The organism is Streptococcus sp. NM (assembly GCF_003390135.1).
In the GTDB taxonomy this organism is placed as follows: Bacteria; Bacillota; Bacilli; order Lactobacillales; family Streptococcaceae; genus Streptococcus.
The window spans coordinates 493,776-520,739 of the sequence record NZ_QUOS01000001.1 but is presented as its reverse complement, the minus strand read 5'-3'; the positions used below and the strand labels follow the sequence as shown (position 1 = coordinate 520,739).

Annotated in this window: 29 protein-coding genes and 1 pseudogene; 8 read left to right on the top strand and 22 right to left on the bottom strand. The window is 37.9% G+C overall.

Annotation, left to right across the window (positions count from 1 at the left end):
- The first annotated feature begins 262 nt into the window (after window positions 1-262).
- Genes DXN33_RS02765 through DXN33_RS02750 form a run of 4 tightly spaced genes read left to right on the top strand, consistent with a single transcriptional unit; the run spans window position 263 to window position 4,784 of the window.
- On the top strand, window positions 263-1,036 hold the full coding sequence (locus tag DXN33_RS02765) for an ABC transporter ATP-binding protein (RefSeq protein ID WP_049493441.1): 774 nt from the start codon (window positions 263-265) through the stop codon (window positions 1,034-1,036).
- Window positions 1,026-3,080: an FtsX-like permease family protein gene (locus DXN33_RS02760; RefSeq protein ID WP_115904271.1), complete on the top strand. Its 2,055-nt coding sequence runs from the start codon at window positions 1,026-1,028 to the stop codon at window positions 3,078-3,080. The genes DXN33_RS02765 and DXN33_RS02760 overlap by 11 nt, the downstream gene beginning before the upstream one ends.
- Before the next feature lie 32 nt (window positions 3,081-3,112).
- Window positions 3,113-3,802 (top strand): response regulator transcription factor, encoded by a 690-nt coding sequence (locus tag DXN33_RS02755; RefSeq protein ID WP_042751014.1) that lies wholly within the window; start codon window positions 3,113-3,115, stop codon window positions 3,800-3,802.
- Window positions 3,786-4,784 carry a HAMP domain-containing sensor histidine kinase gene (locus DXN33_RS02750; protein ID WP_115904270.1) on the top strand — a complete coding sequence of 333 codons (999 nt, stop codon included), beginning with the start codon at window positions 3,786-3,788 and terminating at the stop codon, window positions 4,782-4,784. The genes DXN33_RS02755 and DXN33_RS02750 overlap by 17 nt, the downstream gene beginning before the upstream one ends.
- A gap of 83 nt (window positions 4,785-4,867) precedes the next feature.
- On the opposite strand, the gene ffh is transcribed toward DXN33_RS02750, so the two are convergent.
- The 7 genes and pseudogenes from ffh to DXN33_RS02720 form a co-directional block, all read right to left on the bottom strand.
- Complete coding sequence (ffh, locus tag DXN33_RS02745; protein WP_000863612.1) at window positions 4,868-6,439, bottom strand: signal recognition particle protein; 1,572 nt, start codon at window positions 6,437-6,439, stop codon at window positions 4,868-4,870.
- 11 nt (window positions 6,440-6,450) lie between these two features.
- A complete protein-coding gene (locus tag DXN33_RS02740; RefSeq protein WP_049486921.1) occupies window positions 6,451-6,783 on the bottom strand; it encodes a putative DNA-binding protein in 333 nt (110 codons plus the stop codon).
- Between the two features lie 78 nt (window positions 6,784-6,861).
- Window positions 6,862-7,227: pseudogene (locus DXN33_RS09760) on the bottom strand (transposase); the annotation flags it as partial.
- 116 nt (window positions 7,228-7,343) lie between these two features.
- Entirely contained in the window at window positions 7,344-9,341 is a 1,998-nt protein-coding gene (gene metG, locus DXN33_RS02735) for a methionine--tRNA ligase (RefSeq protein WP_115904269.1), read from the bottom strand.
- Between the two features lie 123 nt (window positions 9,342-9,464).
- Window positions 9,465-10,724 carry an ABC transporter permease gene (locus tag DXN33_RS02730; protein ID WP_084950386.1) on the bottom strand — a complete coding sequence of 420 codons (1,260 nt, stop codon included), beginning with the start codon at window positions 10,722-10,724 and terminating at the stop codon, window positions 9,465-9,467.
- Window position 10,725: 1 nt separating this feature from the next.
- Entirely contained in the window at window positions 10,726-11,427 is a 702-nt protein-coding gene (locus DXN33_RS02725) for an ABC transporter ATP-binding protein (RefSeq protein ID WP_000811472.1), read from the bottom strand.
- Complete coding sequence (locus DXN33_RS02720) at window positions 11,411-12,619, bottom strand: efflux RND transporter periplasmic adaptor subunit (protein WP_181897285.1); 1,209 nt, start codon at window positions 12,617-12,619, stop codon at window positions 11,411-11,413. Before DXN33_RS02720 ends, DXN33_RS02725 begins: the two co-directional genes overlap by 17 nt.
- Before the next feature lie 290 nt (window positions 12,620-12,909).
- Here DXN33_RS02720 and gor point away from each other — a divergent pair, with 290 nt between their 5' ends.
- On the top strand, window positions 12,910-14,256 hold the full coding sequence (gene gor, locus DXN33_RS02715; RefSeq protein ID WP_115904267.1) for a glutathione-disulfide reductase: 1,347 nt from the start codon (window positions 12,910-12,912) through the stop codon (window positions 14,254-14,256).
- A 195-nt stretch (window positions 14,257-14,451) separates the two neighbouring features.
- The gene (locus DXN33_RS02710) at window positions 14,452-14,988 is read left to right on the top strand and encodes a biotin transporter BioY (protein ID WP_004256457.1); all 537 of its coding nucleotides are present in this window, start codon (window positions 14,452-14,454) and stop codon (window positions 14,986-14,988) included.
- A 53-nt stretch (window positions 14,989-15,041) separates the two neighbouring features.
- Here the strand turns inward: DXN33_RS02710 and DXN33_RS02705 are convergent, their stop codons facing one another.
- On the bottom strand, window positions 15,042-15,257 hold the full coding sequence (locus tag DXN33_RS02705) for a YdbC family protein (protein ID WP_000807422.1): 216 nt from the start codon (window positions 15,255-15,257) through the stop codon (window positions 15,042-15,044).
- A 98-nt stretch (window positions 15,258-15,355) separates the two neighbouring features.
- Between DXN33_RS02705 and DXN33_RS02700 the strand changes: the two genes are divergently transcribed.
- Window positions 15,356-15,676, top strand: a complete 321-nt coding sequence (locus DXN33_RS02700; protein WP_001216101.1) for a hypothetical protein — start codon at window positions 15,356-15,358, stop codon at window positions 15,674-15,676.
- 30 nt (window positions 15,677-15,706) lie between these two features.
- Here the strand turns inward: DXN33_RS02700 and DXN33_RS02695 are convergent, their stop codons facing one another.
- The 9 genes from DXN33_RS02695 to rpsP all read right to left on the bottom strand — a co-directional run bounded on the left by DXN33_RS02695 (window position 15,707) and on the right by rpsP (window position 21,346).
- A complete protein-coding gene (locus tag DXN33_RS02695) occupies window positions 15,707-16,045 on the bottom strand; it encodes an ATP cone domain-containing protein (protein WP_001196038.1) in 339 nt (112 codons plus the stop codon).
- Window positions 16,046-16,056: 11 nt separating this feature from the next.
- A complete protein-coding gene (gene trmD, locus DXN33_RS02690) occupies window positions 16,057-16,776 on the bottom strand; it encodes a tRNA (guanosine(37)-N1)-methyltransferase TrmD (protein ID WP_115904266.1) in 720 nt (239 codons plus the stop codon).
- A complete protein-coding gene (gene rimM, locus DXN33_RS02685) occupies window positions 16,766-17,284 on the bottom strand; it encodes a ribosome maturation factor RimM (protein ID WP_115904265.1) in 519 nt (172 codons plus the stop codon). The genes trmD and rimM overlap by 11 nt, the downstream gene beginning before the upstream one ends.
- Window positions 17,285-17,314: 30 nt before the next feature.
- Entirely contained in the window at window positions 17,315-18,103 is a 789-nt protein-coding gene (locus tag DXN33_RS02680) for an alpha/beta fold hydrolase (RefSeq protein ID WP_115904264.1), read from the bottom strand.
- A 97-nt stretch (window positions 18,104-18,200) separates the two neighbouring features.
- Window positions 18,201-19,058: an alpha/beta fold hydrolase gene (locus DXN33_RS02675; RefSeq protein WP_115904263.1), complete on the bottom strand. Its 858-nt coding sequence runs from the start codon at window positions 19,056-19,058 to the stop codon at window positions 18,201-18,203.
- Window positions 19,059-19,207: 149 nt separating this feature from the next.
- Window positions 19,208-20,110, bottom strand: a complete 903-nt coding sequence (locus tag DXN33_RS02670) for a DMT family transporter (RefSeq protein WP_115904262.1) — start codon at window positions 20,108-20,110, stop codon at window positions 19,208-19,210.
- Between the two features lie 333 nt (window positions 20,111-20,443).
- Entirely contained in the window at window positions 20,444-20,770 is a 327-nt protein-coding gene (locus DXN33_RS02665; RefSeq protein ID WP_070842585.1) for a MazG nucleotide pyrophosphohydrolase domain-containing protein, read from the bottom strand.
- A 44-nt stretch (window positions 20,771-20,814) separates the two neighbouring features.
- Entirely contained in the window at window positions 20,815-21,054 is a 240-nt protein-coding gene (gene kphA / locus DXN33_RS02660; RefSeq protein ID WP_000379617.1) for an RNA-binding protein KphA, read from the bottom strand.
- 19 nt (window positions 21,055-21,073) lie between these two features.
- Window positions 21,074-21,346: a 30S ribosomal protein S16 gene (gene rpsP, locus DXN33_RS02655; RefSeq protein WP_000268760.1), complete on the bottom strand. Its 273-nt coding sequence runs from the start codon at window positions 21,344-21,346 to the stop codon at window positions 21,074-21,076.
- 176 nt (window positions 21,347-21,522) lie between these two features.
- Here rpsP and DXN33_RS02650 point away from each other — a divergent pair, with 176 nt between their 5' ends.
- Window positions 21,523-21,723, top strand: coding sequence for a hypothetical protein (locus tag DXN33_RS02650; RefSeq protein WP_115904261.1), 201 nt, complete (start codon window positions 21,523-21,525; stop codon window positions 21,721-21,723).
- A gap of 207 nt (window positions 21,724-21,930) precedes the next feature.
- On the opposite strand, the gene DXN33_RS09755 is transcribed toward DXN33_RS02650, so the two are convergent.
- From DXN33_RS09755 to DXN33_RS09745, 5 genes are all read right to left on the bottom strand, one after another.
- Complete coding sequence (locus tag DXN33_RS09755; RefSeq protein WP_000386831.1) at window positions 21,931-22,833, bottom strand: hypothetical protein; 903 nt, start codon at window positions 22,831-22,833, stop codon at window positions 21,931-21,933.
- A gap of 5 nt (window positions 22,834-22,838) precedes the next feature.
- Window positions 22,839-23,642 (bottom strand): hypothetical protein, encoded by an 804-nt coding sequence (locus DXN33_RS02640; RefSeq protein ID WP_115904260.1) that lies wholly within the window; start codon window positions 23,640-23,642, stop codon window positions 22,839-22,841.
- An 80-nt stretch (window positions 23,643-23,722) separates the two neighbouring features.
- Complete coding sequence (locus DXN33_RS02635) at window positions 23,723-24,676, bottom strand: YafY family protein (RefSeq protein WP_115904259.1); 954 nt, start codon at window positions 24,674-24,676, stop codon at window positions 23,723-23,725.
- Between the two features lie 135 nt (window positions 24,677-24,811).
- A complete protein-coding gene (locus DXN33_RS09750) occupies window positions 24,812-25,435 on the bottom strand; it encodes an AAA family ATPase (protein WP_258864219.1) in 624 nt (207 codons plus the stop codon).
- A gap of 32 nt (window positions 25,436-25,467) precedes the next feature.
- Window positions 25,468-26,676: a hypothetical protein gene (locus DXN33_RS09745; protein WP_258864218.1), complete on the bottom strand. Its 1,209-nt coding sequence runs from the start codon at window positions 26,674-26,676 to the stop codon at window positions 25,468-25,470.
- Window positions 26,677-26,964 lie beyond the last annotated feature (288 nt).

Sequence of the window (26,964 nt, the reverse complement as noted above, 5' to 3'; positions counted from 1 at the left end):
AACGGAAATAGATTTTCCTGTAAGATAATACCGCTGGATCATGAACTTCAGTGGTATTATTTTTTATGATCTCAATATTAGGAAAATTTTTCAACCTCTACTCCTCTTTTTAAATCCCTGAAACCATGCTATAATATAGTAAGTATAGCTCCAATAACCTGATTATAAAAGTCAGCGATAAAGATTTCTTACATCATCCGTAAGTATTATTCTACTCTGATTCATATTATAATGATAGTAACAAAAAATGGAGGTGTTTCACATGGACACAATTTTACGAGTAGAATCATTAAAAAAGTATTATGGGAAAGGTCCCAATATTACCAAAGCCTTGGATAGCATATCTTTTCAAGTTGTAAAAGGTGAGTTCTTAGGAATTATGGGGAGTAGCGGTTCTGGGAAAACAACTCTTCTTAACTGTCTAGCCACAATCATCAAGCCAACTGACGGTTCCATTCAAATGCAAGAAAAGGATTTAGGTCAGTTAAAAGGGAGCCAATTAGCAGATTATAGAGGCAAGGAAATTGGCTATCTCTTCCAGAATTTTGAGCTCTTGGACAATCTTACAGCAAAAGAAAATATTTTACTTCCCTTATCTTTGCACAAGGTCGATGCCAACGAAAGCAAGGTTCGGTTAGAATTACTTTCCCAATATCTGGATATTTCTGAACTTCTGGATAAGTTCCCTTCTCAATTATCAGGTGGTCAACGGCAAAGGGTAGCTGCTGCGCGCGCCTTAATTTTAGACCCTAAGATTGTATTTGCGGACGAGCCCACAGGAGCTTTGGATTCAAAAAATGCGACCATTTTGATGCAAAAATTATCCGAAATGAATCAAGTGGAAGAAACCACCATTCTCATGGTGACCCACGATTCCGTAGCAGCTAGCTTTTGCAACCGCATCTTGTTTATCCAAGATGGAAAACTATTCCATGAAATCCGTCGCGATTATCCAAGAGAAAGTCAAGAAGACTTCTATCACAGAATACTAAAGGTCATGGCTGCACTAGCTGGAGGTGATGGTAATGTTTTCTAAATTAGTCTCAAGAAATAGCAAAAGAGATCGAAAAAATAACGGCCTGTATTTCAGTTCTATGGTTCTGTCTATTATCTCCTTTTACATCATCCTTTCTTTGACTCATCAAGATGTGATGCACTTTCTAAAACAAATAGAAAGTGACGCTGTAAATAAACTCTTTAGCATGATTCCCATTCTTTATGTAGCAACGCTCTTTATTCTCTTTTTTCTAGTTTACTTCTCAAGCAGTATGCAGATGGAAAGAAGAAAACATGAATTTGGTGTTTATCTCACACTGGGCATGCGAAGAAGCAAACTCTTCTTACTGCTCCTACTCGAGGATTTGAGAAACAGTGTCCTTGCCCTTGGAATAGGCCTTCCTATTTCCATCTTAATTTCAGAATTGATTAGCCTAATAACCGCTAAAATTGTGGGACTAGGGATTATTGAACATCAATTTTCTCTATCTACCACAGCTCTACTCTATACAGTCATCGGCTTCCTAGCCGTAAAATTAGCTGTTTTTGTCCTTTTAAGTGCAAAGACTGCCAATATGGAAATCGGAAACCTGCTCGCCTATTCTCCTTCTGGGATGAAGAAACTACTCCCCAAGGGGGTGTACCTTCTTGCTTCTGTCCTCGGAATTTTGCTTCTAGGAACAGCCTATTACATGGGTATGAGTGGACAAGCTTGGGAAAATGTCATAACAATGGGCATCACCGTTCTCTTAGGAACTCTGGGAACTATCCTACTCTTCTTTGGTATGCGTTTATTTATAGACTTTTTGGTCAAGCTTGGAAACAATCGAAAACTTCATGCCTATAATTTTAGACAGATTCAGGAATTAGTTATCCAACGCTCAACTATACTGGCTGTCTGCTCCCTCTTAATTTTCTCTGCCTTGTGCCTCTTTGGAGCAGGTGTGGCCATTACAAGCGGCAATCCAGGCAATCAAACCCACGTATTGGATTATACATTTAGAGATAGTAAGCAGGAAACAGATGAAAATCTTGATGTAAATGCAGTTAAAAAAGAGCTTGAAGCTGCCGGGCTAGTATCACAGTTTTCAAAGATTCTGCAAATTAAAGTAGGCCAAACTAAAGAACACGAATCCGTGTCCTTTGAAGAGGTCATCAAGGAGTTGAAAAATCAAAAAGACAACAAGAACAAGGAAGTTTTGCTCCATAAATTTAAACAGTCTACTAATTCCCACCTCATACCAGTTTCCGAATACAATGAACTTAAAAAGGCTGCCAATCTTCCTCCTCTAGAACTAACTAATAAGGAAGCATATTTGTATATGGGGAAAGATTTTCTGCCAGATGAAAGTCTCGTCAACTCTGTCCTAAAGACAAAGCCTCAAATCAAAGTCATGGGAAATGATGTAAAATTGATTGGCGAGGTGGAGTCTTTGCCAATCGTAACGGATCATGAGATAACCCTCTCTGTCGCTCTCATAGTTCCAGATGAGATTTTCATGAGCTATACAGACGGTCGCTATTCGAACTATGTTAGCGGTATCTTGGCTCCTGAGCTAGTCAAGGAAAAAGGCTTGATGAGAGCTATCTCAGATACCAATGAAAAGCTAAATCAAACCTCTCTTGGCTATGAAAGCTATATACAAAATATGGGAAGACAATTGTTTTACATTATCTCTGCCAGCTATGTCACCATCTATCTGTCTATCATCTTCCTTGTTGTCGCAAATACAATTATCGGCGTTCAGTTTTTGATGGGACAAAGACAATCCTATAGACGATACCAGACCTTAATCCATCTTGGTGCCAACTACGAAACTCTTTGTAAATCGTCAGAAAAGCAAGTCAACTGGTATTTCGGTCTACCAATAGCCCTTGCACTTATCAGTAGTAGCTTCGGAGTGAGCTCCCTCCTCACAGGAATAGTGCCCACTAGCGCAAGAATGGTTATGGGGCAGAGATTTATCACAGCCATGCTGATCGTACTGCTCTTAGCTGGCTTTGAAGTCATCTATATCAGAATTGTAAAGAAAAATAGCAACAAGTACTTATTGTCATTAATGGAACCCAAAAGAGATGAATAAGGTAGAATAAAATAGGAAAAGGAGGAACCGATATGAAGCATATTCTGGTTATTGAAGATGAAGCCTTGATTCGAGATGAAATTGTCATCTTGTTAGAGAAAGCGGGTTATCAAGTTGATAAGTTGACTGACTTCAAAGATACAAGCCAGCAAGTGCTGCAATACGATACAGATCTAATCATACTGGATTTGAATTTGCCAGGAGAAACAGGTTTTCAAATTTGTAAAAATCTCAAGTCAAAACGCTCTGTCCCTATATTGGTTCTCACTTCCCGTGAACAATTAAAAGATGAAATCTACGCCCTGAAATTAGGGGCAGATGAGTATCTAACAAAGCCTTTCAAGAAAGAAAGATTTTTGGCACGTATAGAAAATATCTTGAAACGCTATGAAGGCAGACAAAATCTACTTGAAAAAGATAATTTTCTGCTGGATAGACAGACCTATACCCTTTATATCAATGGACACTCGATTTTACTCCCCCAAAATCAAGGGAAATTGTTAGAAACTTTATTAGTGGCAACTGATTCTGTCGTCACAAAAGAAGAACTAAGCATGAAACTGTGGAATACAACTGAGTTCATCGATGAAAATGCCCTTCAAGTAAATATTGCAAGACTCAAAAAGGTGATGAAACAGGCTGGTATTGCACTTCAAGTCAAGTCCGTCAGAGGTATCGGTTACAAATTGGAAGAGGAAAGGGAATATGAAACAGAATCCTAAATATTTGGCTACCTATCTGCCTTGGTTACTTGTTCTCTTAGCATTTGATTTATTCACAGCTGTCCTGCTTTGGCTTTCAGACGTGAGAAAGTTTCAAGCCCTCATCATTCTCTATCTTTTAGCTACTGTCCTGCTCTTTTTCATCCTATCATTCCTACTGATAAGAAAAGAAAGAAAAAAATCCGCTGCCTATAAAGCCTTCATAGCCAATCCCAAGGTCGATACTGAGCTGGAATTATTGCGTTTATCAAGTGCCTCAGAGAAAGAAAGCATCGAAGAAATCGCAAATGCGCTTTACCAAAGGCAAGCGGAAATAGGAAAGCTCAACTCATTACTAGCCGAATACGAGGACTATGTTGAAAAATGGGCTCATGAAATCAAACTCCCTCTATCGCTTCTTTCCCTCCTTTTGGACAATCAAAGTGACCAGTTGCCAAAGGATACAACTTTTAAGTTGGACTATGTGAAAAATCAAATCCAAGGAAATGTATCACAGATACTATTCTATTACAGGGTGAAAAGTGAAAAAAATGATTTTCTATTTGAAGACCTTGACCTCCAAGAGTGTATCCAAGATCTTTTGGAAAACTTTGATCCCTTGCTCAAAGAAAAGAAATTTACGATTCAGCTAGAGAACATACAAGGAATCTGCTACACCGATCAACGCAGTTTTGAATTTATCCTCTCTCAAATACTCGCCAACGCCCTTAAATATAGCTCTGACAAGCCCGAACTCAGTATTTCTATGTCAAAAGATAAGGGGCGCACAAGTCTGATTATTAGGGATAATGGTTGCGGAGTTAAAGCTTGTGACCTCCCTCATATCTTTGAAAAAGGCTTTACAGGTGATTCAGGTGATACAAGGAAAAAATCAACAGGTATGGGGCTCTATCTAGTCAAACAATTAGCAGATGCTTTAAAAATCGAAATCACAGTAAATTCCGAATGGATGCAAGGGTTTGAAATCTCTCTTTCTATTTAGTCAATTTTTCGATTAAGAAAATTGCCTAATCATAGAAAGCACATATGCTATATCAAAAAGGAAAGCACTTCTGCTTTCCTTTTTTATTTGCGTTTCTTCTTCGCTTTCTTCATTTTGTTAGCCATGCGTTTCATGGACTGTTTCATAGCAAATTCACCGATTTTACCTTTTAGTCCACCACCAAACATCTGGCTCATATCTGGCATTCCCGCTCCTCCTAGAGCTGATAAGTCAGGCATACCACCTTGTCCCATCATTCCTTCAAGGGCAGACATATCCATTCCTCCCATATTTGGCATATTTTTAGGAAGATTGTTTGGATTGATTCCCATCTGCTTCATCATCTTGTTCATATCTCCAGACATAACACCTTGCATGAGCTGTTTAGCCTGGTTAAAGTCTTTGATGAATTTATTGACTTCGACAAAGGTATTTCCAGAACCTGCAGCGATACGACGGCGACGGCTTGGATTTAGCAAATCTGGATTTTCACGTTCTTCAGGTGTCATTGAAGACACAATAGCACGTTTGCGAGCAATCTGGCGTTCATCTACCTTCATGTTTTGAAGGGCTGGATTGTTAGCCATACCTGGAATCATCTTGAGCAAGTCTTCCATCGGCCCCATATTTTGCACCTGATCCAACTGATCAATGAAATCATTGAAATCAAATGTGTTTTCACGCATCTTCTCAGCCATTTCAAGGGCTTTTTGCTCATCGTATTCTTGAGAAGCTTTCTCAATCAAAGTGAGCATATCCCCCATACCAAGGATACGGCTAGACATGCGATCTGGGTGGAAGGTTTCGATATCTGTAATTTTTTCACCTGTACCAGTGAACTTGATTGGTTTTCCAGTGATGTGACGAACCGATAGAGCCGCACCACCACGAGTATCCCCATCAATCTTGGTAAGGATGACCCCAGTGACTTCCAACTGAGCATTAAACTCACGCGCAACATTGGCCGCTTCTTGACCAATCATGGCATCAACCACGAGGAGAATTTCGTTTGGTTGAGCCAATGCTTTTACGTCACGAAGTTCATTCATCAAAAGCTCATCAATCTGCAAACGACCTGCCGTATCAATCAAGACATAGTCATTATGATTAGCTTGGGCTTGTTCCAAACCTTGACGAACAATCTCAACAGCTGGAACCTCTGTTCCAAGAGCGAAAACCGGCACATCAATCTGTTGACCCAGAGTTTTCAACTGGTCAATAGCCGCAGGACGATAAATATCCGCCGCTATCATCAAAGGACGAGCATTTTCTTCTTTCTTGAGTTTGTTGGCCAATTTACCAGCAAAAGTTGTTTTACCAGCCCCCTGTAAACCAACCATCATGATGATTGTAGGAATCTTAGGTGACTTGATAATCTCTGCCGTATCAGAACCTAAAACAGCTGTCAATTCCTCATCAACGATTTTGATAATTTGTTGCGCAGGATTAAGGGTATCAATGACTTCATGTCCTACTGCACGCTCACGAACTTTCTTGATAAAGTCCTTTACAACAGGCAAGGCAACATCGGCCTCAAGCAAGGCCAAGCGAATTTCTTTGGTTGCCTCTTGGACATCAGCTTCAGAGATTTTTCCTTTTTTACGTAGATTTTTAAAGACGTTCTGCAAACGTTCTGTTAAACTTTCAAATGCCATTTTTCTTCCTCTTATTCTCTATTATCAATGCTTGTTAAAACTTCTATCTGCTCCTGCAGAAAGTTATCCTTGGGATAGCGCTCCAAAATCTGGTCAAAAATCTGACTACGGACAATGTAGTCCGAGTACATGTGCAATTTCATCTCATAATCTTCCAGAATCTTTTCTGTCCGCTTAATATTATCATAAACAGCCTGACGACTGACACCAAATTCCTCGGCAATTTCAGCAAGGCTATAATCATCAGCGTAGTAGAGCTCGATATAATTCATTTGCTTATCTGTCAAAAGCGCCGCATAAAATTCAAAGAGCGCATTCATACGATTGGTTTTTTCGATTTCCATAACTTTTATTATACCAAAAAATCTATTATACTTCTACATTAGAAATCACTCTATCGGGTCAATCAAACCATTCTTCTATACAATAGATAGGACCTGATTAAAAATTTGCTCTATTATTTCCTTATCTTGAAAACGACGTCTGTAATTCTTACCATAAGTTGTAAAATGAGGAATTTTATCGTTTCAATCCCCCCTTAAACCAACGATAGGCGGTATTGACCTCAATGTCCTTGATGGTTTGAAGCATGAAACTGAAACCGCAAAAACATTAGGTGGGAGGAATTTTAACTAACATATGTAACAGGGGATAAACTAGGACACCTTTTATCCGAGGAATAAGTATCTGCGACCAAGAAAATGGTCTTACGAAATGAGTTCAACTAGCGCGTAAAAACCAACTTGAGTATATTTGTAGTCTTGATTTTCTTTGTGAGACTTAGGCATCATTTCTCAACCATTCTTACATTTATTATACTAACATACAACTCTACACATAGAAAAGTCCTTAGAAACTTGTAGTCTAAGGACTTTATCTTTCAACTGACTTTAGTGTTTTAATTTTACCCAATCACACTTCCGTTTGGTACAGCTGAATCAACTGTGAGAAGGGTTAATTGTCCATCATGTTCAGCTGAGAGAATCATCCCTTGACTGACATATTTCTTCATCATCTTGCGTGGTTTGAGATTGGCAACGATTTGAACTTTCTTGCCGACCAATTCTTGTTCGTTTGGATAGTATTTTGAAATTCCTGAGAGAATTTGACGATCTTCTCCATCACCAGCATCCAAGCGGAATTGAAGCAACTTATCTGAACCTTCTACTTTAGACACTTCTTTGACTTCTGCGACACGGATTTCGACCTTGTCAAAGTCTTCAAACTTGATTTCTTCCTTGTTTAGTTTGAGTTCAACTTCGTCTGGGTTCCACTCTTTTTCGACTGCTGGTTTGTTGCCTACCATTTGTTCCTTGATATAGGCGATTTCTTCTTCCATATCCAGACGTGGGAAGATTGGTGTTCCCTTAGCAACTACAGTCACACCTGCAGGGAAATCAGCCAAGTTCAAGTTCTCAAGGCTAGCAACTTCTGCTAAACCAAGTTGAGTCAAGACCGCGCGACTGGTTTTCATCATAAATGGATCAATCAAGTGAGCTACAACACGCAGGCTGGCTGCCAAGTGGCTCATAACACTTGCCAATTGATTGCGAAGTGCTTCATCCTTAGCCAAGACCCATGGTGCGGTCTCATCGATGTATTTATTAGTACGTGAAATAAGAGTCCATACTGCTTCTAGGGCACGTGGGTAGTCAACTGCTTCCATGTGAGTATGGTAGTCAGCGATTGATTCAGCAGCTACTTGAGCAAGAGCATGGTCAAACTCTGTTACACCCTCTACATAGGCAGGGACTTGCCCGTCAAAGTACTTATTAATCATAGAAACAGTACGGTTGAGGAGATTTCCAAGGTCATTGGCCAATTCGTAGTTGATACGGCCTACATAGTCTTCAGGAGTGAAGGTTCCGTCTGAACCAACTGGAAGGCTACGCATGAGGTAGTAACGAAGTGGATCTAGTCCATAACGCTCTACCAACATTTCAGGGTAAACGACATTCCCTTTAGATTTAGACATTTTGCCGTCTTTCATGACGAACCAACCGTGAGCAATCAAACGATCTGGCAATTTGATATCCAACATCATAAGAAGGATTGGCCAGTAGATTGAGTGGAATCGAAGGATGTCTTTTCCTACCATGTGGAAGACTGTTCCATTCCAGAACTTGTCAAAGTTACCATGTTCGTCTTGACCGTAACCAAGAGCTGTCGCATAGTTAAGAAGAGCATCAATCCAAACGTAGACAACGTGTTTAGGATTTGATGGTACCGGAACACCCCATGTAAAGGTTGTACGAGAAACTGCCAAATCCTCTAAACCTGGCTCGATAAAGTTGCGAAGCATTTCATTCAGACGACCATCTGGAGTGATAAATTCAGGATGAGCTTTGAAAAATTCTACTAGACGGTCTTGGTATTTGCTGAGACGAAGGAAGTATGATTCTTCAGATACCCATTCAACCTCGTGTCCTGATGGAGCGATACCTCCCGTTACATTTCCGGCTTCATCACGGAATACTTCTGCAAGTTGGCTTTCTGTAAAGAATTCCTCATCTGATACTGAATACCAACCAGAGTATTCACCCAAGTAAATATCATCTTGAGCAAGCAAGCGTTCAAAGACCTGCGCGACAACTTTTTCATGGTAGTCATCAGTTGTACGGATAAATTTATCGTATGAGATATCTAGTAATTGCCAGAGTTCTTTGACTCCAACAGCCATACCATCAACGTAGGATTGTGGTGTAATTCCAGCTTCTTCTGCTTTTTGCTGGATTTTTTGACCATGCTCGTCAAGACCTGTCAAATAAAAAACATCGTAGCCCATCAGGCGTTTGTAACGTGCTAGGACATCACATGCGATGGTTGTGTAGGCAGATCCGATATGAAGTTTTCCAGATGGATAGTAAATCGGCGTTGTAATATAAAAATTCTTTTCAGACATAATTTTTCCTTTCCAGGCAAATGAAACCTGTTTTTCTAACACTTCATTATATCACATTTTTAATGATTTTCGATAGGGAAATCCATACAAAAACAAGATAGACGAGTGTCCATCTTGTTGATTCTATTCATAACGAAGAGCTTCAATTGGATCAAGTTTCGATGCCTTGTTGGCTGGCAAAACTCCAAAAATCATACCCACGCTAGCTGAAACTGCAAGACTAAATAGGGCAACTGGGATTGATACTCCTACTTCTATACCAGCTATCAATCCTTGTAAGAGTAGACCAGCTATAGCTGTTAAGCCTGTCGCAATGGTTAGACCAATAACTCCACCAAGCAAGGTCAAAATCATGGATTCAATCAAAAACTGAATTAAAATATTGGCACGCGTTGCACCCAAAGCCTTACGGAGACCAATCTCACGCGTACGCTCCGTCACCGAAACCAGCATGATGTTCATAACACCAGTCCCTCCAACAAAAAGTGAAATTCCTGCAATGGCACTAATAATCGTAGTTATAAAACCGAACATTTGTTGTACTTCTTGGAAGGCTGCAGTCGCATCTGACACCTGATACTCCCCTTGCTGAAGACCAGCAATCTCGGTCAATTTTCTAGCTAATTCTGGTCCCACTGTTGGTGTCAAACTGGTATCATTGACACGGAAGACAATATCAGAAATTTCATCCATATTGAAGTTATTGGCAAGAGAAATATTAGTCGTAATTGGAAGTCCACCAATACCAAAAGTCTTGGCAGTCTTGGCCTCATCGCTGGTATAGACACCAATGACACGATAGCTAAAGCCACCAACATCTATAACCTGGTTAACAGCTTCTTGAGCAGATCCAAACAGGCTATTAGCAAGTTCTTGGTCTAGCAAAATGACACTGGCCACATCTTTATAATCCTGAGCTATGAGACTGCGGCCTGCAACAATTTCATTTTCAACCGCCTTCATGTAAGTAATATTTCCACCTGTCAAGCTAGCGCGCTCCACTTTTTTGTCTTTATAAGACAGGGTGGTATTGGTCGAGTTGGTTACATAGTAACTATCTACACCTTTAACTTTAGCAGCCTCCTTGACCCAAGCTTCTTGTGGTTTTGGTGGTTCCACAGGAACTTCCTCTTCTTTCCCAGAAACTGTCAATGCTGATTGCTTTTGGGTAAAAGAACCATCTTTGCTTTTGATAGGTGAGAAAAAAACATGGATATTCTTCTGTGACTTGGTCATGTTTTTATTGACCTGACGAGACATGGAATCACCTAGAGCCATAATCACAACAACAGATGAAACACCAATGATAATCCCAATCATAGTGAGAAAAGAGCGCATCTTGTGGGCCATTATAGATGAAAAGGCAAATTTCAGATTCTGCATCTTAGTTTTCCTCCTTTTCTAACTGAGCACTGTCAGACGAAATAACTCCATCCCGAATGACAATCTGGCGTTTAGCATAAGCAGCGATTTCAGGCTCATGCGTTACCATGATAATGGTTTTTCCTTCATTATTCAGTTCAACTAATAATTGCATGATTTGGTTACCTGTTTTGGTATCCAAGGCTCCTGTCGGTTCGTCCGCTAGGATAATAGAAGGATTGTTTACCAAGGCACGCGCGATAGCTACACGTTGCTTTTGACCACCAGATAATTCCGAAGGCAAATGATGACTACGTTCTGTCAATTCAACCTTGTCTAAATACTCCTCAGCTAACTTGCGACGTTTTGAAGCCGAAACTCCCGCGTAAATCAAGGGCAATTCTACGTTTTGCAGAGCGTTAAGTTTAGATAGAAGAAAAAACTGCTGAAAGACAAAACCGATTTGTTGATTGCGGACCTTGGCTAGTTGTTTTTCACCAAGTCCAGCTACTTCTTGGCCTTCAAGATAATATTCTCCACTGGTTGGTGTATCCAACATACCAATCGTATTCATGAGAGTAGACTTACCCGAACCAGATGGTCCCATGATGGCAACAAATTCACCCTCATTCACTTCTAGGTTGATATTTTTGAGAACCTGCAGTTCTTGGTCACCGTTACGGTAGCTTCTGCAGATATTTTTTAGACTAATTAGTTGCTTCATCAGCCTTCACCTCTTTTCCTTCCTCTAGAGAAGACGTTGGGTTACTGATGACCTTGACTCCATTTGTCAGACCTGAAGTGATTTCTTGGTTGTCTGCATCAGCATTGCCCAAACCAACTTCCACTTTCTTGGCCTTTTTCTGCTCGTCAAGCACCCAGACATAGTTCTTATCATTTTCAGTCACAACACTTGTTAGAGGAACCAAAATGGCTTTACTCTTGTTCTTAACCTCAACACTTACTGAGAATCCTTGTTTCAAATCACCGATTTCACTTGTAACATCGATGGTATATGGATATTTAGAACCAGAATTACCACCTGCTGTGGCAGTAGCTGCACTTGCTGCTTCACCATTGTTTTTAGGGTAGTCAGAAATGTAGCTAATCTTACCAGTCCAGCTCTTATCTTGGTAAACTTTAGAAGTAAAGGTTACTTCTTGACCTACAGATAAGTTGGCGAGGTTATATTCAGACAGTTCTCCCTTAACTTGCAAGTTTTCATTACTTACGACATGAACGACTACTTGGCTAGCTCCTGTTGGAGATTTAGAAACATTGTGGTTGACTTCGACCACAGTTCCCTCTAGGGTACTGAGAACCGTCATGGCATCCAACTGACTTTGAGCCTTACTTAATTGTGCTGCTGCATCTGCACGGGCATCACGAGCATCACCTAGTTGTGCATCAATAGAGGAAACTGCATTTCCTGAAACTTGCGCTGGAGTTTGGGCTGTTGCACCTTCGCCTCCTGCTGGCGCTGGTAACTGTGGAGCCGGAGCTGAAGCGGCTTCATTTCGTGCTTGATTTAGTTCGTTGATATGACGATCTGCCTTCGCAACTGCTCGACTGGCTGAATCATAGGCCGCCTGGGCTTCTGAACTACTGTACTTGACTAAAGCCTGTCCTTCGCTGACCTTATCACCCACAGAAACAAGGATTTCATCTAAATCTCCCTTACTAGCATCAAAATAAACATATTGTTCATTTTTTGCTGTTACTGTCCCTGACAATAAAACAGAGGATGCCACGCTTCCTTCCTTGGCAACAACAAGATGAGTAGGCTCATCTTTTACAGCGGTCTGAGATGGTTGTCTAAAGAGCAAAATTCCCCCAGCACCTAATACAACTACACTGGCAGCACCGATTGCTGCATACAATTGCCACTTTTTAGCTTTACGATTCTTCTTCATAATGAAACTCCTTTTTGATTTAAAGTCCTTAACAATATTATATAAAAATTAGCAAATATAAACAATAACAGTTCAGAACGAAATAATGACATTTCGGGATTCGATTATTGTTCGGAATCTATTTTTATTACCATTGTACTAGTTATATAATACACTTTATTTTTCCTTTTTGCAAGCCTTTTCTTTAATTTTTTTGAACGTAGCAGATTTTTGCAATCAAATCAAAAAAAAGATAGAATATGACTATCAAAAAATGACACTCTACTATTTCAAAGAGTACAAAGGAGTATACAATGAGAGAATACGATATCATTGCTATCGGTGGAGGTAGCGGAGGAATTGCTACCATGAATCGTGCTGGTGAACACGGAGCCAAAGCGGCCGTTATTGAGGAAAAGAAACTAGGTGGAACCTGCGTCAACGTCGGCTGTGTTCCTAAGAAAATCATGTGGTACGGGGCGCAAATCGCTGAGACTTTCCATCAATTTGGAGAAGACTACGGCTTTAAGACTACTGATCTTAACTTTGACTTTGCTACCCTACGTCGCAATCGTGAAGCCTATATTGATCGCGCTCGTTCTTCTTATGATGGCAGTTTTAAACGCAACGGAGTAGACTTGATTGAAGGTCATGCTGAATTTATAGATTCTCATACTGTTAGCGTAAATGGTGAGCTGATTCGTGCTAAACATATCGTGATTGCTACTGGTGCCCATCCAAGTATTCCAGACATTCCTGGTGCTGAACTAGGTGGCTCTTCTGATGATGTATTTGCTTGGGAAGAATTGCCAGAGTCAGTTGCTATTCTAGGCGCGGGTTATATCGCCGTTGAATTGGCTGGCGTACTCCACACCTTTGGTGTCAAGACAGATCTCTTTGTTCGTCGTGATCGTCCTTTACGTGGTTTTGATTCTTACATCGTTGAAGGTTTGGTCAAGGAAATGGAAAGAACAAACTTACCACTTCATACTCACAAAGTCCCTGTCAAGTTAGAAAAAACTGTTGAAGGTATTACCATTCATTTTGAAGATGGTACTAGTCACACAGCTAGCCAAGTTATCTGGGCTGCAGGTCGCCGTCCAAACGTTAAGAGCTTGCAACTTGAAAAAGCTGGAGTAACTCTGAACGAACGTGGCTTTATCCAAGTGGATGAATACCAAAATACTGTTGTTGAAGGAATCTACGCTCTAGGTGATGTAACAGGTGAAAAAGAACTAACTCCAGTTGCTATCAAAGCTGGACGTACTTTGTCTGAACGTCTCTTTAACGGAAAAACAACTGCAAAAATGGACTACACAACTATTCCAACTGTTGTCTTTTCACACCCTGCTATCGGAACTGTTGGTTTGACAGAAGAGCAAGCTATTAAAGAATACGGTCAAGACCAAATCAAGGTTTACAAATCAAGCTTTACTTCTATGTACTCTGCTTGCACTGGCAACCGTCAAGAAACTCGTTTCAAATTGATAACATCTGGTTCAGAAGAAAAAGTTGTCGGACTTCATGGAATTGGCTACGGTGTTGATGAAATGATCCAAGGATTTGCTGTTGCTATCAAAATGGGAGCAACCAAAGCAGACTTTGATGCAACCGTGGCAATTCACCCAACTGCATCCGAAGAATTTGTAACCATGCGTTAATCGAAATAAAAGAAGCTGATACAAATGTGTCTGCTTCTTTTTTAAAATCTTATAAATCGACAAAAAATTATCCAAGTTAACCAGTAAGCAAAATCGGCCGTTACAGTTTTTGTTACCTTGTTTTAAAAAATTAGTTGACAATAATTACTCTACGAGTATAATAGTTACTATACATCAGAAAAGAGGTTAACTATTTTGAAAAAAGCTCATGTTTATGCTATCCCTGCTATTGGAGCTGCTCTCATTGCTGTTTTGGCACAAATCAGTCTTCCAATTGGACCCGTCCCCTTCACTCTGCAAAACTTTGCCATCGGCTTGATTGCTACTGTCTTTAGACCGAGAGAGGCTGTACTTTCTGTCGGACTCTATCTTCTTCTAGGTGCCATCGGTCTTCCTGTCTTTGCAGGAGGTGGAGCTGGTTTTCAGGCTTTAGTTGGCCCTACTGCAGGCTATCTTTGGTTTTATCTTGTGTACTCTGGACTGACTTCTTCCCTAACCAACAGTAAGAGTGGTGTTGTCAAGATTTTTCTTGCAAACCTCTTGGGTGATGCCCTTGTCTTTATCGGAGGGATTCTCAGCTTGCATTTCCTAGCTGGAATGGCATTTGAAAAAGCTCTTATTGTGGGAGTTCTTCCCTTTATCATTCCAGACCTTGGTAAAATTATTGCTATTAGTTTTATTAGCCGTCCATTACTTCAACGCCTTAAAAATCAGGCTTACTTTGCTAACTAAAAAAGGATATCGAGTTGTTATGACTCAATATCCTTTTCTTTTATTTTGAAAACTTAGTTTCCTTTAAAGGCATCCACCATTGTTTGAAATTCTTCATTTGAGAGAGTAATCCCTTTGCCCATTTTAGTATGATCTGGACTCCACGCACGAATATCAAACTTTGCAGGGGCACCATTAAAGCTCACACGGTTGATTTCCTTGGTCCAACCTTTTTCGTTCTCAGAAAGAGTCAACAAGTGCTCTTCGATTTCAAATGTAAATTCTGCCATTTTCTTCTCCTTTTTTAGCTTTCATTTGATTATTCGTAAAATCTTGTAGATTTTAGGAAAATTTTATATAATATTGATATAAAAGAAGGGAGGCCAATATGAGACATAAATTCCAGCAAGTTCTAGATAAAATACATGACTTTTTAAATGGACATGAAGAACCAGACCAGACTGAAAATAACTCCCTGACCGCTACCATTGAAGAGGCTATCCAGAAACAAACCGCTGTTCACCTTATCTTGTCTGAGACAAGTTTTACAGGTGATATCATCAAATACGATCAGCAACGCCAGCAAATTATCGTGAAAAATTTTGCCAAAAATGTGACCCGTATTATCCGTATAAGCGATATTCAACGCCTGCGATTTGTCCCCTCAACTGTCCAAACAGCCCAAAAAAATAGATTTAAGAAAGAGTGAGATGTAGTTGCTTCATCCCACTCTTTTTTCTTAGCGAATTTGTTCAAAATGTAAATGAACTGCGATATGATCTCCATAACCACTTCTTTCCAAGTCACGTTGTAGACGATAGGAAATGTAGTGTTCTGCAATGGTAATGTAACCTGCACCCAGCAAACGATGTTCAACCAAAGACTGAATCATGCTAATGGTAGCACGTTCCACCTTGGCTTCTTCCAAATCCAAAACCACTTTCTTAGTGACTTGTGCAAGGTTTTGACGCAAATCATCTGTCAATACATAGACAGTTTGGGCCGCCTTTAAGATGGCTTGGTAAATCTTATCTGGATTAAATTCAGCAATTTCTCCATCACGTTTGATTACTTGCATAGCTTTCTCCTTTATTCTTTGTTTTCTTTAATTTCTGCCAGCATTTTTTCTTCTTCAGCTGTCAGTTGATAATTTTCAAGCAAATCCGGTCTGCGCTCGTAGGTTTTCTTCAAACTCTCATACAGGCGCCACTGACGAATTTTTTCATGATGTCCACTCATGAGCACATCTGGCACAACCATGCCTCGATAATCATAGGGACGTGTATACTGAGGATATTCGAGAAGGCCTGAAGAAAAACTATCATCTTGGTGGCTAGACTCCTTGCCAATCACTTCTGGAATCAGGCGTACCGTAGCATCAATCATGGTCATAGCCGCCAACTCTCCACCAGTCAAGACATAGTCCCCCAGGGAAATCTCATCTGTCACCAAGGTCTTAATGCGCTCGTCATACCCCTCATAGTGCCCACAGATAAAGATTAGCCCTTCCTCTTGAGCCAAATCCTCAGCATAAGCCTGATTAAACTGCTTTCCAGCTGGATCGAGGAGAATCACGCGCGGATTTTTCTTTTCAATAGCATCAAAGGCATCGAAAATGGGTTGGGCTCGAAGTAACATCCCCTGACCACCTCCATATGGCTCATCGTCGACATGGCGGGCCTTTTCAGCATATTCTCTAAAATTATGATACTGGATATCCAAGAGCCCTTTTTCTCGAGCCTTTCCGACGATTGAGTGCTCCAGTGGAGAAAACATCTCTGGAAAGAGGGTTAAAATATCAATCTTCATCGTCTAACCCTTCTAAGATTTCTACATCGACCCGTTTATTTGGAATATCAACATTGAGAACCACTGGTGGGATATAAGGCAAGAGCAAGTCACGCTTACCTTTTCGCTTGACCACCCAGACATCGTTGGCACCTGGTTGCAAGATTTCCTTGATGGTTCCAATCAGGTTCTCTCCCTCATAGACTTCCAAACCGATAATCTCGTGATAATAAAATTCACCATCATCTAGGTCATTCAAATCCTCCTCAGCGACCTTGAGACTGTATCCCTTGTACTTTTCGATAGCATTGATATGGTACATGTCTTTGAATTTGATAATATCAAAATTCTTATGCTTACGGTGACTAGCGATAGTCACTGTTTGAACAAACTGATCTTTTTCATCAAACAAGGCCAGCTCAGCCCCTTTTTTAAACCGTTCTTCTGCAAAATCTGTCACAGACAAGACTCGCATCTCACCCTGCAACCCCTGCGTATTGACGATTTTCCCAACATTAAAGTAGTTCATCTTGTCTCCTGTAGTCTATTTCTATCCATCTTATTCGAACAATTCTCGAATAATAGTCACAATTTTTTCTGATTCTGACCATTGTAAATAATGGTGATTCCCTCCTAAAATAAGTTTAGTATTGGAAGTCCAATATTCTGATTCTCTGTACTCTTTTTCTCTATAAGGCTGACAAAAAATAAATACAGGGACATGAGATTCTATCGATACATTCTCAAAATCTTCCTCAGTAATCTCTCCAGATATATGAAATCCAGTATCTTGATTTTCCAACTCTGAACCTTTTTCTTGAATTATTTCCCAGATTTCTTTATTAATTTCAGGGATAAATGTTGCTTGAGTTAAGTTCTTAAAATAAAGTTCAGGACCAAATTCTTCAATCAGTCTCATTTGCTCTTCCATTTCTGGATAGGGATCTTCTGAAAAATCAGCAAACATGACTTTTTTAGTTGTCGGTTCAATTGCTACTAAAGCCTGACATTTAATTGGTTTGTTAAGCAATTTGCAAGCTAAAATTCCACTCAAACTATGTACACAAAGTATATATTCAGAAATCGCCAATTCTTCAAGTACTTCATAAACCGCATTTACAAGATTATCCAGATTTTTTCCAGCTTGGTCATGAATCGGACTCCTACCTGTGTTTGGAAAATCAATTGTCAAATAACCAATTGTGGGAGGAAGTTTTTCGATTATCAGTGAAAAATTTTCATAACTTGGTAGCAACCCTGCGCCACTTAAACAAACTAGCACTTTCTTTTGCTTTTGATAAGTAACAGAGAGACTACCAATTTCTGTAGATACTTCAAGCCTCTTCATAAAGAAATCCACTCATTCTGTATAATGAATTATAAAAAATCCTTATCCTTTATTTTAACACGTTCCAAAGATTTTCTCAAGTTGGATAAATCTCATCTTACAGAGCTACTACTTCTTCAAAGAATTCACCAACTATCTGATTAAACTCTTTAGGATGGTCATTCATCGGTTGGTGTTTACTATCTGAAATCGTTACTTGACGCGCATTGGGATTTAAGGCAATGATATCATCGTAGATCATTTTTAGGTGTTTGGGAAAATCATTTTCTCCTCTTACTAAAAGCATGGGAGGATTTCCTTGATAACCTTCTATCTCATGGACAGCCAAAAAACCTGTGATTCCAAGGTTCAAAAAAACATCTCGCCCAGTTTCTATAATGGCCGTCTTGACTAATTCTCTTGTGATAGGATTATCTGTACACATCTTTGAGTTCTTATCTGCAATCAACTTCCAAGGAATCGTTTTGTACATAAGGGAACTATATTTTATGCGATTTCTCTCTTTATCTGATAGGTAACGATGCTGTCCCCAACTATCTACCATGACTAAGGCTAGAACTCGATTTGGATGACGATAGGTATACTCTTGAAGCGGATTTCCTCCCCAAGAATGACCAACCAATATCACCTTATCCAACTGGAAATAGGACAAAATAGCATCTACATCTTGAACAGCGCCTTCTAAGTCGGGTAGGCCAACTTTCATAGGTGATTCACCCTGTCCTCTAACATTGACAAAGTAGAGGTTAAATCCTTCAAAGGCATCATACTGGTGGGCCCACATCTGACTACGGCCACAAGCTCCATGATAAAAAATAATGTAGCCTTTATTTGTGTTTCCAGGACGATGATAAACAACCAAGTCACAATCTAAGACTGGTATAATGTGACGTACCAAAGTCTCAGGTTTCCTGTTATAAAAAGCAATAGCTTCAGCTATATCATTTTGCTTCATTTCTAAACTCTCTCTTCTTTATCCTAGTATTATTCTTTTTATCTATTTTATCATGCTATATTAAAATCATCATTTTCTAAACTTAAATCCATTAAAAATTTTGAATCTTCTGTATCATTTAGATTAAGAAAAAGACTGCTAAGCAATCTTTACTTTCTTCTCATCAGATTCATGCCTAAAACTCCAGCAATAATCATAGTGGCTCCTATCACATGGTAGCTATAAATTGGTTCATGGAGGATAAGAGCTCCGGCTAGAATAGTCAAAACTGTTCCAAGATTTCCAAAGACACTGACGGTTGATGCTCCAAGTCGAACAATAGCATAGATAGAGATACTACCAGTAACGATAGAGGCTAGAATTCCCAAATAGAGAATTGAAATCAGATAAGATACCTGTCCAAGTGGCGCAAAGTAAGCTAATATGTTGCCATCTAGATAGTGCGAGGTCAGACTCAGCGTATTAAAAGTGACGAAGCCAACAAATATCACAACAGCCGTCATATCCATGGCCCGATAGCGGCCTCCTTTGGACTTGCTGAGAATATTGTTTATTGCATTGGAGAGAACAGATCCCAACATCAAGAGAAAGCCAAAGCTAGCAGTCTCAGTACCAAAGTTAGCTCCTTTACTAAGGAAGATGAAAACTACTCCTGCTACGGATAAAAATAAAAAGAACTTTTGCAGCAAGCTTGTCTTTTCCTTGAGAAAGACCGATGCTAAAAGGAGCGTAAAAATCGGGACAAGAGCCTGTAAAATTCCAGCTTCAGAAGACGATATATACTGTAAAGCAAAGGATTGAAAAATAAAAAAGAAAAGCGGATAGAAAAGACTCATAGGAAGAATAGAAAGAATAGCTTTTCTACTTAAACTCACTTTGATAAGTTTGGTTTGATGAAGAACGACCATTACTAAAGCTGCGATTGTATAGCGATGCGCTAAGTTTGTGAGAGGACTGGCATAACCTAGAGCAATCTTAGTAAATAAAAAAGAAAATCCAATGATGGCTGAAAAGGATAAGGCTGCTAGGTAAGCTTTTGTTTTCTCGTTCATAGACTGTTACTCCTTTTAAAAATAGCTATTCTCAAGATAAATCAACTAGAAATTTTGAGACTGTCTTTCCATTGTAGCATAGTAAAATGCTAGATGCATTTCTAGGATTGGTTTTTTATGCCTATTTTCACCGTTTATCTTTTTCATTGCCTAAAAAGGACTCTACAAGTCTAATCTGCTTTTCTCGTTCTTGTCTCACAAGTTCTAGCTTGTCTACCTCTTGGAGATTACTCACTTTGATAGTATAAACTGCCAGTTTCATTGTTTTCTATTTACTAGCTAGACCAATATAGGTGAAATCTTCTTTATATGAAAAAATCATTTCTTATTCTCTTAGAAGTTCTTCAAAAATCCTTCCAAATCACGTTCATGCTGATATTTGATAGCCGCCTTTTTATCTTTTTCAAAAATGGTCTTGGTTAGATCTATGTCGTTGATGGCCGCAATTGCGACGGTGTAGTGAATGATATCAGCCAGTTCTTTTGCTAGTTCTTCATTAGAATCCTGAACGCCCTCTTTTCTACCAGAACGACCATTCAAAACCTCAGCTACTTCTCCGACTTCCTCCACTAGCTTGATAAAAAGACCTTCCTCAGTCCGAGACTGCTGGTAATGTTCGAGTAAGTAGTCTTGTAATTGTCTAAACGTTAAATCCTTCATATCCTGCTCCTTGCAAAAAAAGCGAGACATTCGTCCCGCTCTTCTTATTTTTCGTCAATAACGATTCTTACTTTTTTGTCTTCAGTTGGGACAGAGTAGACAATCGTTCTTATCGCAGAAATAGTGCGACCCTTACGACCGATTACACGACCCACATCACTTTGATCAAGATCCAAATGATATTCCAAAAATTCTGGTGTATCTTCAATCTTGATAGTTAAGGCATCTGGTTGTGAAATCAAGGGTTTCACAATCGCAATAATGAGATTTTCAATCGTATCCATCTGTCAACCTACTTTAAACTTATTTTGAGAATTTAGAATCGTGGAATTTCTTCAATACACCTTCTTTTGAAAGGATGTTGCGAACTGTATCTGAAGGTTGAGCTCCATCAGCCAACCATGCAAGAACGCGGTCTTCTTTCAAAGTTACTTGATTTTCAGCAACAAGTGGGTTGTAAGTTCCAACTGTTTCGATGAAACGTCCGTCACGTGGTGAACGTGAATCTGCTACGTTGATACGGTAGAAAGGTTTTTTCTTAGAACCCATACGAGTCAAACGGATTTTAACTGCCATTTTTAAAGTCTCTTTTCTTATTTTTTATTTCGGTGAAATAGCTGAGCTATTTAGCACATGTTCTATTATAGCAGATTTCTGGCAGGTGTCAAGAAAAAAACTTGACAGACTATAAAATTTTTACACCATTTAGAAATTGGTTAGACTAATAAAGATAAATTAGAAAGAGAAACTTTATGAATACTACAATAGAGAACATTTACAAAGACCATCAAGTCAAAACCTTTATCTCTCCTGAACGTGATGTGGATGCTTGGCTCCTAAATCCCAAGCCCGTTCCTAAACGAAATATGGTACTACTTAAAGAAAATCTCCTGGCAGGAGATATCATTCTACTATGGAGAATCCACTTTGGAACTTTTACCACCGAAACATGATTTTAAAAATTTCCATTCGAATATGATTCAAAATTCTCTTAAAATCAACGTTTTCTCGTTTTTTTAGAAAACAAATTTTCATCTAATTTGAATAACTTTCAATTAAATGGTGTGAATTTCACCCTAAAAACACACGAATTGAGCTAAATTTTACTAAAAAGTTCATACAATTATATATTCATGAAATTGCGACATATTCATCATTTATCAATCCCCAATAAATAAGTTTTCCCACTGAGTGATAGATGCTGGTAGGATCAACTTATACTTCTCATAGAAATCTAACAAATCGTTGTCCCCTATCCTAACTACATTTTCAATCTTATCTAAATTTATCACTCTCGGAGCATATAAATATACTATATAGCCTTCATCTAAGTATTGTTTAAATTCTAAGGCGTCAAGTTCCTTTGCTTTCTTTCCTTTCACTTGAACTACTGCTTTTCTCGGGTTATCAATTTCTCTTGAAATCATTTCACATTCAATTTTTATAGTAGTTGATTTCTTTGCAATTGAATTAGAAAGGACATAGTAGTTTTCCTTAATTTGAAGATATGAGATGACAAGTTCTTCTAAATCAAATTCAGGTAGATTATCGAGGAGACCTCCACTATAGGTTGTTACCTCAAAATAATTCTTTTTCGAAAATTTATTAAATATCAATTTTGAATATTCAATTATGCTTTTATCCCGTATCCTCTCAACTGTACCACCAAGAGGTCTATTAAACGATGACTTTATCTGTCCAGGGACTTGCATTCCCACGTTAAATGCATCAACTTGGATAACTGATCCAATATCCAAATGAGTATCACAAACTACTTTGGCTTGAGATTTCGCTTTACATATCCAATAATTTCCACTTAAATCTCGTGTCCAGAATAAATCATCTATCTGAGCATCCTTAAAAACATTTATTGCTGGATTCGCTCTGCCTCTTTCTTTTTTTATTCGTCCATAGTATTCATTAAAGTCTTCTTCCCGAATATCGCTACTTAAGCGACTCCAACCAAGTGCAAGATACTGTTCAGAATTATTTAAACAGAAGCCAATTAACTCTTTCCTAATGTTATCGTCTCTTTTTAAATGTATTCTAGTCACATAATCCATTCAAATTAGCCTCTCTTACTTTTTTCTTTCAAGATTATTTCGACTCCCGCTTGATGTAAAATATCATATCTAACACGACTTACTTCTGATTCATCGATTAAATTAAGAAGATGATCAATTTCTTTTCTTCCTTCTTCACTTAACTTTGGCTTTATATCAACTAAGTTTTTTTGTAGTCTTAAAAACAATTGAATAGCTACTTCGTAATCTTTTTTCTCTTGTAATTCTTGCTGCTTGGCTAAAAATTCTTTTTCTTTCTCTTCGTTTTTCTTCCTATTTTGTTCAGCCATTTCACAAAGTATTTCATAATCCACTGTTTGAGTCTCAAAATCTTTTTTTACCAACTCCAACATTTGAGGCGTAATACGAATACGATTATAAGCTTCTTTTACTAAGGAAGTGATTTTATCCCAATAAGGTATTTCTGAGTCTTCTCGGAACATTAATATTTCCCGATCCGTTATCACAATTTTCTTTTCTTCATCAATGAAATAGCCTTTTTCTTTGTAATTATTTAACTCAAAAATATACTTCTCTAATCTCCATTGTTTGACAATTTTTTTGGCATTGTCAGATAAATCAGCGTTGACCACATATCCATATAACCAATCAGGAAGATTAATATCACCTATAGTCCATCTTTGTTTCTCATCTGAGTATATTTTATTTCTTAATTCTCTGTCGGGAAATTTAACTTTATTAAAAACGTACTTAATAATCTCGTCACCCTCTTGAATGTATTCGTTCCAATACTTGTTATACTTAGCGTAGGGGCTAAATGGACGAGTTCTATATATAACTCTACTCATTTCATCTTCTCCTTTAGTTGGTGAAATTCACAGTATTCTTTTATAACAGATAAAAATTTCTCCCAGTCTTTCTCAAACATCTAGTCAATGTAATTTTCTTCCATTTTCTTAATAAGAATCTTCATGTCATCAATTAACGACTGTGGAGACAATACCCTTAAGGATTCCGCTTGACCCAATAGCCACCTCTTCAGCCCTGGTGTATCCTGACTCACAAATTCAATAATATTACCATTTGATGTTTTTTCAATAATTTTTGCTGTTGGGAATTGATCAACAACAATTGCTGAATCATTGACAAATAGGACTCTGATCTTTAACTCTTTTCCTATGAATGGATCTACACGTTTATTACGAATGTCTCCATCACGAAATTTTCTTCCATATGAGAGAGAAGGTTTTTTCTTTTCTTTAGATTCTACCCAACTAAGAATTCTATCTAGTTTCAAGGTCATATAAGAATCAAAAACTAAATTATAAGCTACTATGTAAAAGTAATGAGTATCATAATAAAGCGATACCGGGAAAATGGTATGATGCTTTTTAGTATTATAGGGAGATTGATATTCAATATCTAGTAGCAATTCCTTACGAATCATTTCAGACCATTCCCAAACCTTATCAATACGATTTTGTGTATCTGACAATGGTGCATAATTTAGCAACTCACTTGCAATAATACTGGAAACTTCACTTTGCTCATCTTTTGAAATAAGTGCTAATAAACTATCAAGTAATGACTTGTTTTCTTCCTTATTCAAAGATCGATTTTCTAGTAAAATCTTTGAAATTACAAGAATATCCTTTTTATTAAACAAAGATTTTCCTTTTAAGTATCTTGTATGGTGCTTTGCATCATAAGCAAGCTCTGCTGCAACCATTGGTTGTGTATCTAAGAAACCAGACAAGAGAGAAAAATCTCGTTGTATAGTTTTTTCACTAACACCAAATTCATCAGCAAGCTGAGCCTTAGATAAATGCGCGCCAGACTGTAAGCGTAAAAATATAGTTAATAAGCGTTCTTGGTCGTTCATATAATTCTAATCCTTTACTAATATTATAGCATTCCCAATGGTTCAGATTCAATCAATTTCTTAGTTCAAATCTTTTACTGATAGTACTCTTTTTCAAGCACCGATTTCTTCTTTTAGAGCCTACTATAGATTTCTCTACCTTCCGAATCCTATCAACGATATTGATTTTGAAGATTTTGCTTCAATAGCTACAATAGCCTTATTGATATCTGTCAATGTAATTTGATTTAAAAAGTTTTCATCTTCTAATTGAATCTTATCACCTTCAACCACGCGTTGTGCTTGACAGAAGACAATCTCATCTACTAATTTACGAACGTATCGAGCATTTCCAAAATTGCTACAATTTACAACTTCTGAAAAATGCTGACGTAGTACCATCTTACAATCGTCGGTTAATTGATAATGTCTTTTATTTATCATCAATTCTAAAATAGCAATTAGTTGATCAATTGTATAATCGAAAAATTTTATTTCTCTGGAAATTCTAGAGGATAATCCTGGATTAGTTTCAATGAATTGAGCCATCAATTCTTCATAACCAGCAAAAATAACCAAAACCTCATCCCGACGATTTTCCATTTCCTGTATAATCGCTGAAATAGCTTCATGTCCGAAATCTCTATCACTACTTGGAATAAGACTATAGGCCTCATCTATAAAGAGTACTCCCCCTCTTGCATCATCAAAAACTCTTTTTACTTTTGGAGCAGTTTGACCAACATATTCACCAACTAATTCCGTTCTACCTACCTCCACTAACTTATTCTCTTTAATTATCTTATTGTTGTTTAAATTTCTGAAAAGAGCCTAGCAACTACAGTTTTCCCAGTCCCAGGATTTCCGGAAAAAACAAGATGACGATTTAATACTTCGTTACTAAATCCATGTGCCTGACGCATTACAGAAACTCGACTATATGCTAACTGCTGCTTTAGGACCATTTTCACTTCTTCTAAACCAATTAATTCACTCAGCTTTTTCTCCGCATTTTCTTCATCTTCAACTGAAGATTTATTTTGGAGAATGAATCCATCGAGATTTAATTCATTTTTTTCTGAAGGATCATAATTATTTTGCACTGCAAATTCAATAAGCTCTTGAACAAAAAGGCGAACTTCTTTGGCATCCTTTAGCACGTGATTTTCAGCTACTAATCGTTCAAAATCTTCGTTACTCAAATGAACACCTTTTTGATTTAGCGTTTGAATACCAATTCCTTTAAGCTCTGATTCATCATACCGGGGGAAATTAATAATTGATACCTTATTAAAAACATCGAGTAACTCTTTTCTAATAGCTTCTGCTTCTTGAATGCTTCTAGAAATAATAATATTAAAGGAATTCCCCTTCTTTTGTCGAAAATTATCAAAAATATCTGATTTTGTTTTTGATCTTGCCGAAAGATAATCAACTAATACAGCGAAATCTTTTTCACTCATTTTAGGAACAAAATAATGATTGCAATTAACAAATATCGCATTCATACCAAAGATAGACTCTAGAAACTTGATTGCAAACTTTCTACCCGTTCCTTTCTCACCAGTAAAAATATAAAAATGTTGTTGATTTTCATTATTGCTTATTTTTTCTTGGAAGGATATATAATCAATGAATTCTCGAATAGCTCCTTTAAATTCAATTAGGGCAATAATATCATTCAACTCGTCCAACTTTTCTAAATTGGGTTTTAATTGTTCAGAAAATCTTTCTTTTTCTGCACTAAGTAAGAATTTGACTAAATCTCCTATATCACTTCTGCCAAGTTTCTTGATAAAATCACTTTCTATTAAAGGCTCTACCTTAGCTAGTAAGAACTCATAATCAAAAAAATCATTTATTTTTTTCATAATTTCTTGGTCATTGTAATTTTCTTGAGAAATAAGATAGTATGATTCTCCTTCTTTCAAAAAAATTAAATGATTAGACGTAATAAAATCATTCGTCTGAGTTTTAAAAAAATCATCAGGATTCTTAAATTCAACTTGATAGTAATTCATTCACTCTCACCTCTTTTTATAATAAATTAATTTTACAAAAAAGGATGGACATTTATTGTCTAGTTAATTATTTTTTAAGAAAATAAAAAAGAACACCCAAAAAAGTAATCTTTTTAAGTATAGTAATTCTTTCAAATTAACGTTTACTAATTGTGATGCTTTACGAGCTTTCTTAAGATCTGGTTCCCTAAATACTTTGAATACACCTATGGCATTGATGCCCCTAAGCATCTAAAAAACTCTGGTAGAAAAAGGTTATGATGGCATTGAAACTGCTTTTGATTCAAT

What these genes read in the sequence shown, in the direction of transcription:
- DXN33_RS02765 (WP_049493441.1), top strand. Translation starts at nt 263, where the DNA reads ATGGACACAATTTTACGAGTAGAATCATTAAAAAAGTATTATGGGAAA.
- DXN33_RS02760 (WP_115904271.1), top strand. Translation starts at nt 1,026, where the DNA reads ATGTTTTCTAAATTAGTCTCAAGAAATAGCAAAAGAGATCGAAAAAAT.
- DXN33_RS02755 (WP_042751014.1), top strand. Translation starts at nt 3,113, where the DNA reads ATGAAGCATATTCTGGTTATTGAAGATGAAGCCTTGATTCGAGATGAA.
- DXN33_RS02750 (WP_115904270.1), top strand. Translation starts at nt 3,786, where the DNA reads ATGAAACAGAATCCTAAATATTTGGCTACCTATCTGCCTTGGTTACTT.
- ffh (WP_000863612.1), bottom strand. Translation starts at nt 6,439, where the DNA reads ATGGCATTTGAAAGTTTAACAGAACGTTTGCAGAACGTCTTTAAAAAT.
- DXN33_RS02740 (WP_049486921.1), bottom strand. Translation starts at nt 6,783, where the DNA reads ATGGAAATCGAAAAAACCAATCGTATGAATGCGCTCTTTGAATTTTAT.
- metG (WP_115904269.1), bottom strand. Translation starts at nt 9,341, where the DNA reads ATGTCTGAAAAGAATTTTTATATTACAACGCCGATTTACTATCCATCT.
- DXN33_RS02730 (WP_084950386.1), bottom strand. Translation starts at nt 10,724, where the DNA reads ATGCAGAATCTGAAATTTGCCTTTTCATCTATAATGGCCCACAAGATG.
- DXN33_RS02725 (WP_000811472.1), bottom strand. Translation starts at nt 11,427, where the DNA reads ATGAAGCAACTAATTAGTCTAAAAAATATCTGCAGAAGCTACCGTAAC.
- gor (WP_115904267.1), top strand. Translation starts at nt 12,910, where the DNA reads ATGAGAGAATACGATATCATTGCTATCGGTGGAGGTAGCGGAGGAATT.
- DXN33_RS02705 (WP_000807422.1), bottom strand. Translation starts at nt 15,257, where the DNA reads ATGGCAGAATTTACATTTGAAATCGAAGAGCACTTGTTGACTCTTTCT.
- DXN33_RS02700 (WP_001216101.1), top strand. Translation starts at nt 15,356, where the DNA reads ATGAGACATAAATTCCAGCAAGTTCTAGATAAAATACATGACTTTTTA.
- DXN33_RS02695 (WP_001196038.1), bottom strand. Translation starts at nt 16,045, where the DNA reads ATGCAAGTAATCAAACGTGATGGAGAAATTGCTGAATTTAATCCAGAT.
- trmD (WP_115904266.1), bottom strand. Translation starts at nt 16,776, where the DNA reads ATGAAGATTGATATTTTAACCCTCTTTCCAGAGATGTTTTCTCCACTG.
- rimM (WP_115904265.1), bottom strand. Translation starts at nt 17,284, where the DNA reads ATGAACTACTTTAATGTTGGGAAAATCGTCAATACGCAGGGGTTGCAG.
- DXN33_RS02680 (WP_115904264.1), bottom strand. Translation starts at nt 18,103, where the DNA reads ATGAAGAGGCTTGAAGTATCTACAGAAATTGGTAGTCTCTCTGTTACT.
- DXN33_RS02675 (WP_115904263.1), bottom strand. Translation starts at nt 19,058, where the DNA reads ATGAAGCAAAATGATATAGCTGAAGCTATTGCTTTTTATAACAGGAAA.
- DXN33_RS02670 (WP_115904262.1), bottom strand. Translation starts at nt 20,110, where the DNA reads ATGAACGAGAAAACAAAAGCTTACCTAGCAGCCTTATCCTTTTCAGCC.
- DXN33_RS02665 (WP_070842585.1), bottom strand. Translation starts at nt 20,770, where the DNA reads ATGAAGGATTTAACGTTTAGACAATTACAAGACTACTTACTCGAACAT.
- kphA (WP_000379617.1), bottom strand. Translation starts at nt 21,054, where the DNA reads ATGGATACGATTGAAAATCTCATTATTGCGATTGTGAAACCCTTGATT.
- rpsP (WP_000268760.1), bottom strand. Translation starts at nt 21,346, where the DNA reads ATGGCAGTTAAAATCCGTTTGACTCGTATGGGTTCTAAGAAAAAACCT.
- DXN33_RS02650 (WP_115904261.1), top strand. Translation starts at nt 21,523, where the DNA reads ATGAATACTACAATAGAGAACATTTACAAAGACCATCAAGTCAAAACC.
- DXN33_RS09755 (WP_000386831.1), bottom strand. Translation starts at nt 22,833, where the DNA reads ATGGATTATGTGACTAGAATACATTTAAAAAGAGACGATAACATTAGG.
- DXN33_RS02640 (WP_115904260.1), bottom strand. Translation starts at nt 23,642, where the DNA reads ATGAGTAGAGTTATATATAGAACTCGTCCATTTAGCCCCTACGCTAAG.
- DXN33_RS02635 (WP_115904259.1), bottom strand. Translation starts at nt 24,676, where the DNA reads ATGAACGACCAAGAACGCTTATTAACTATATTTTTACGCTTACAGTCT.
- DXN33_RS09745 (WP_258864218.1), bottom strand. Translation starts at nt 26,676, where the DNA reads ATGAATTACTATCAAGTTGAATTTAAGAATCCTGATGATTTTTTTAAA.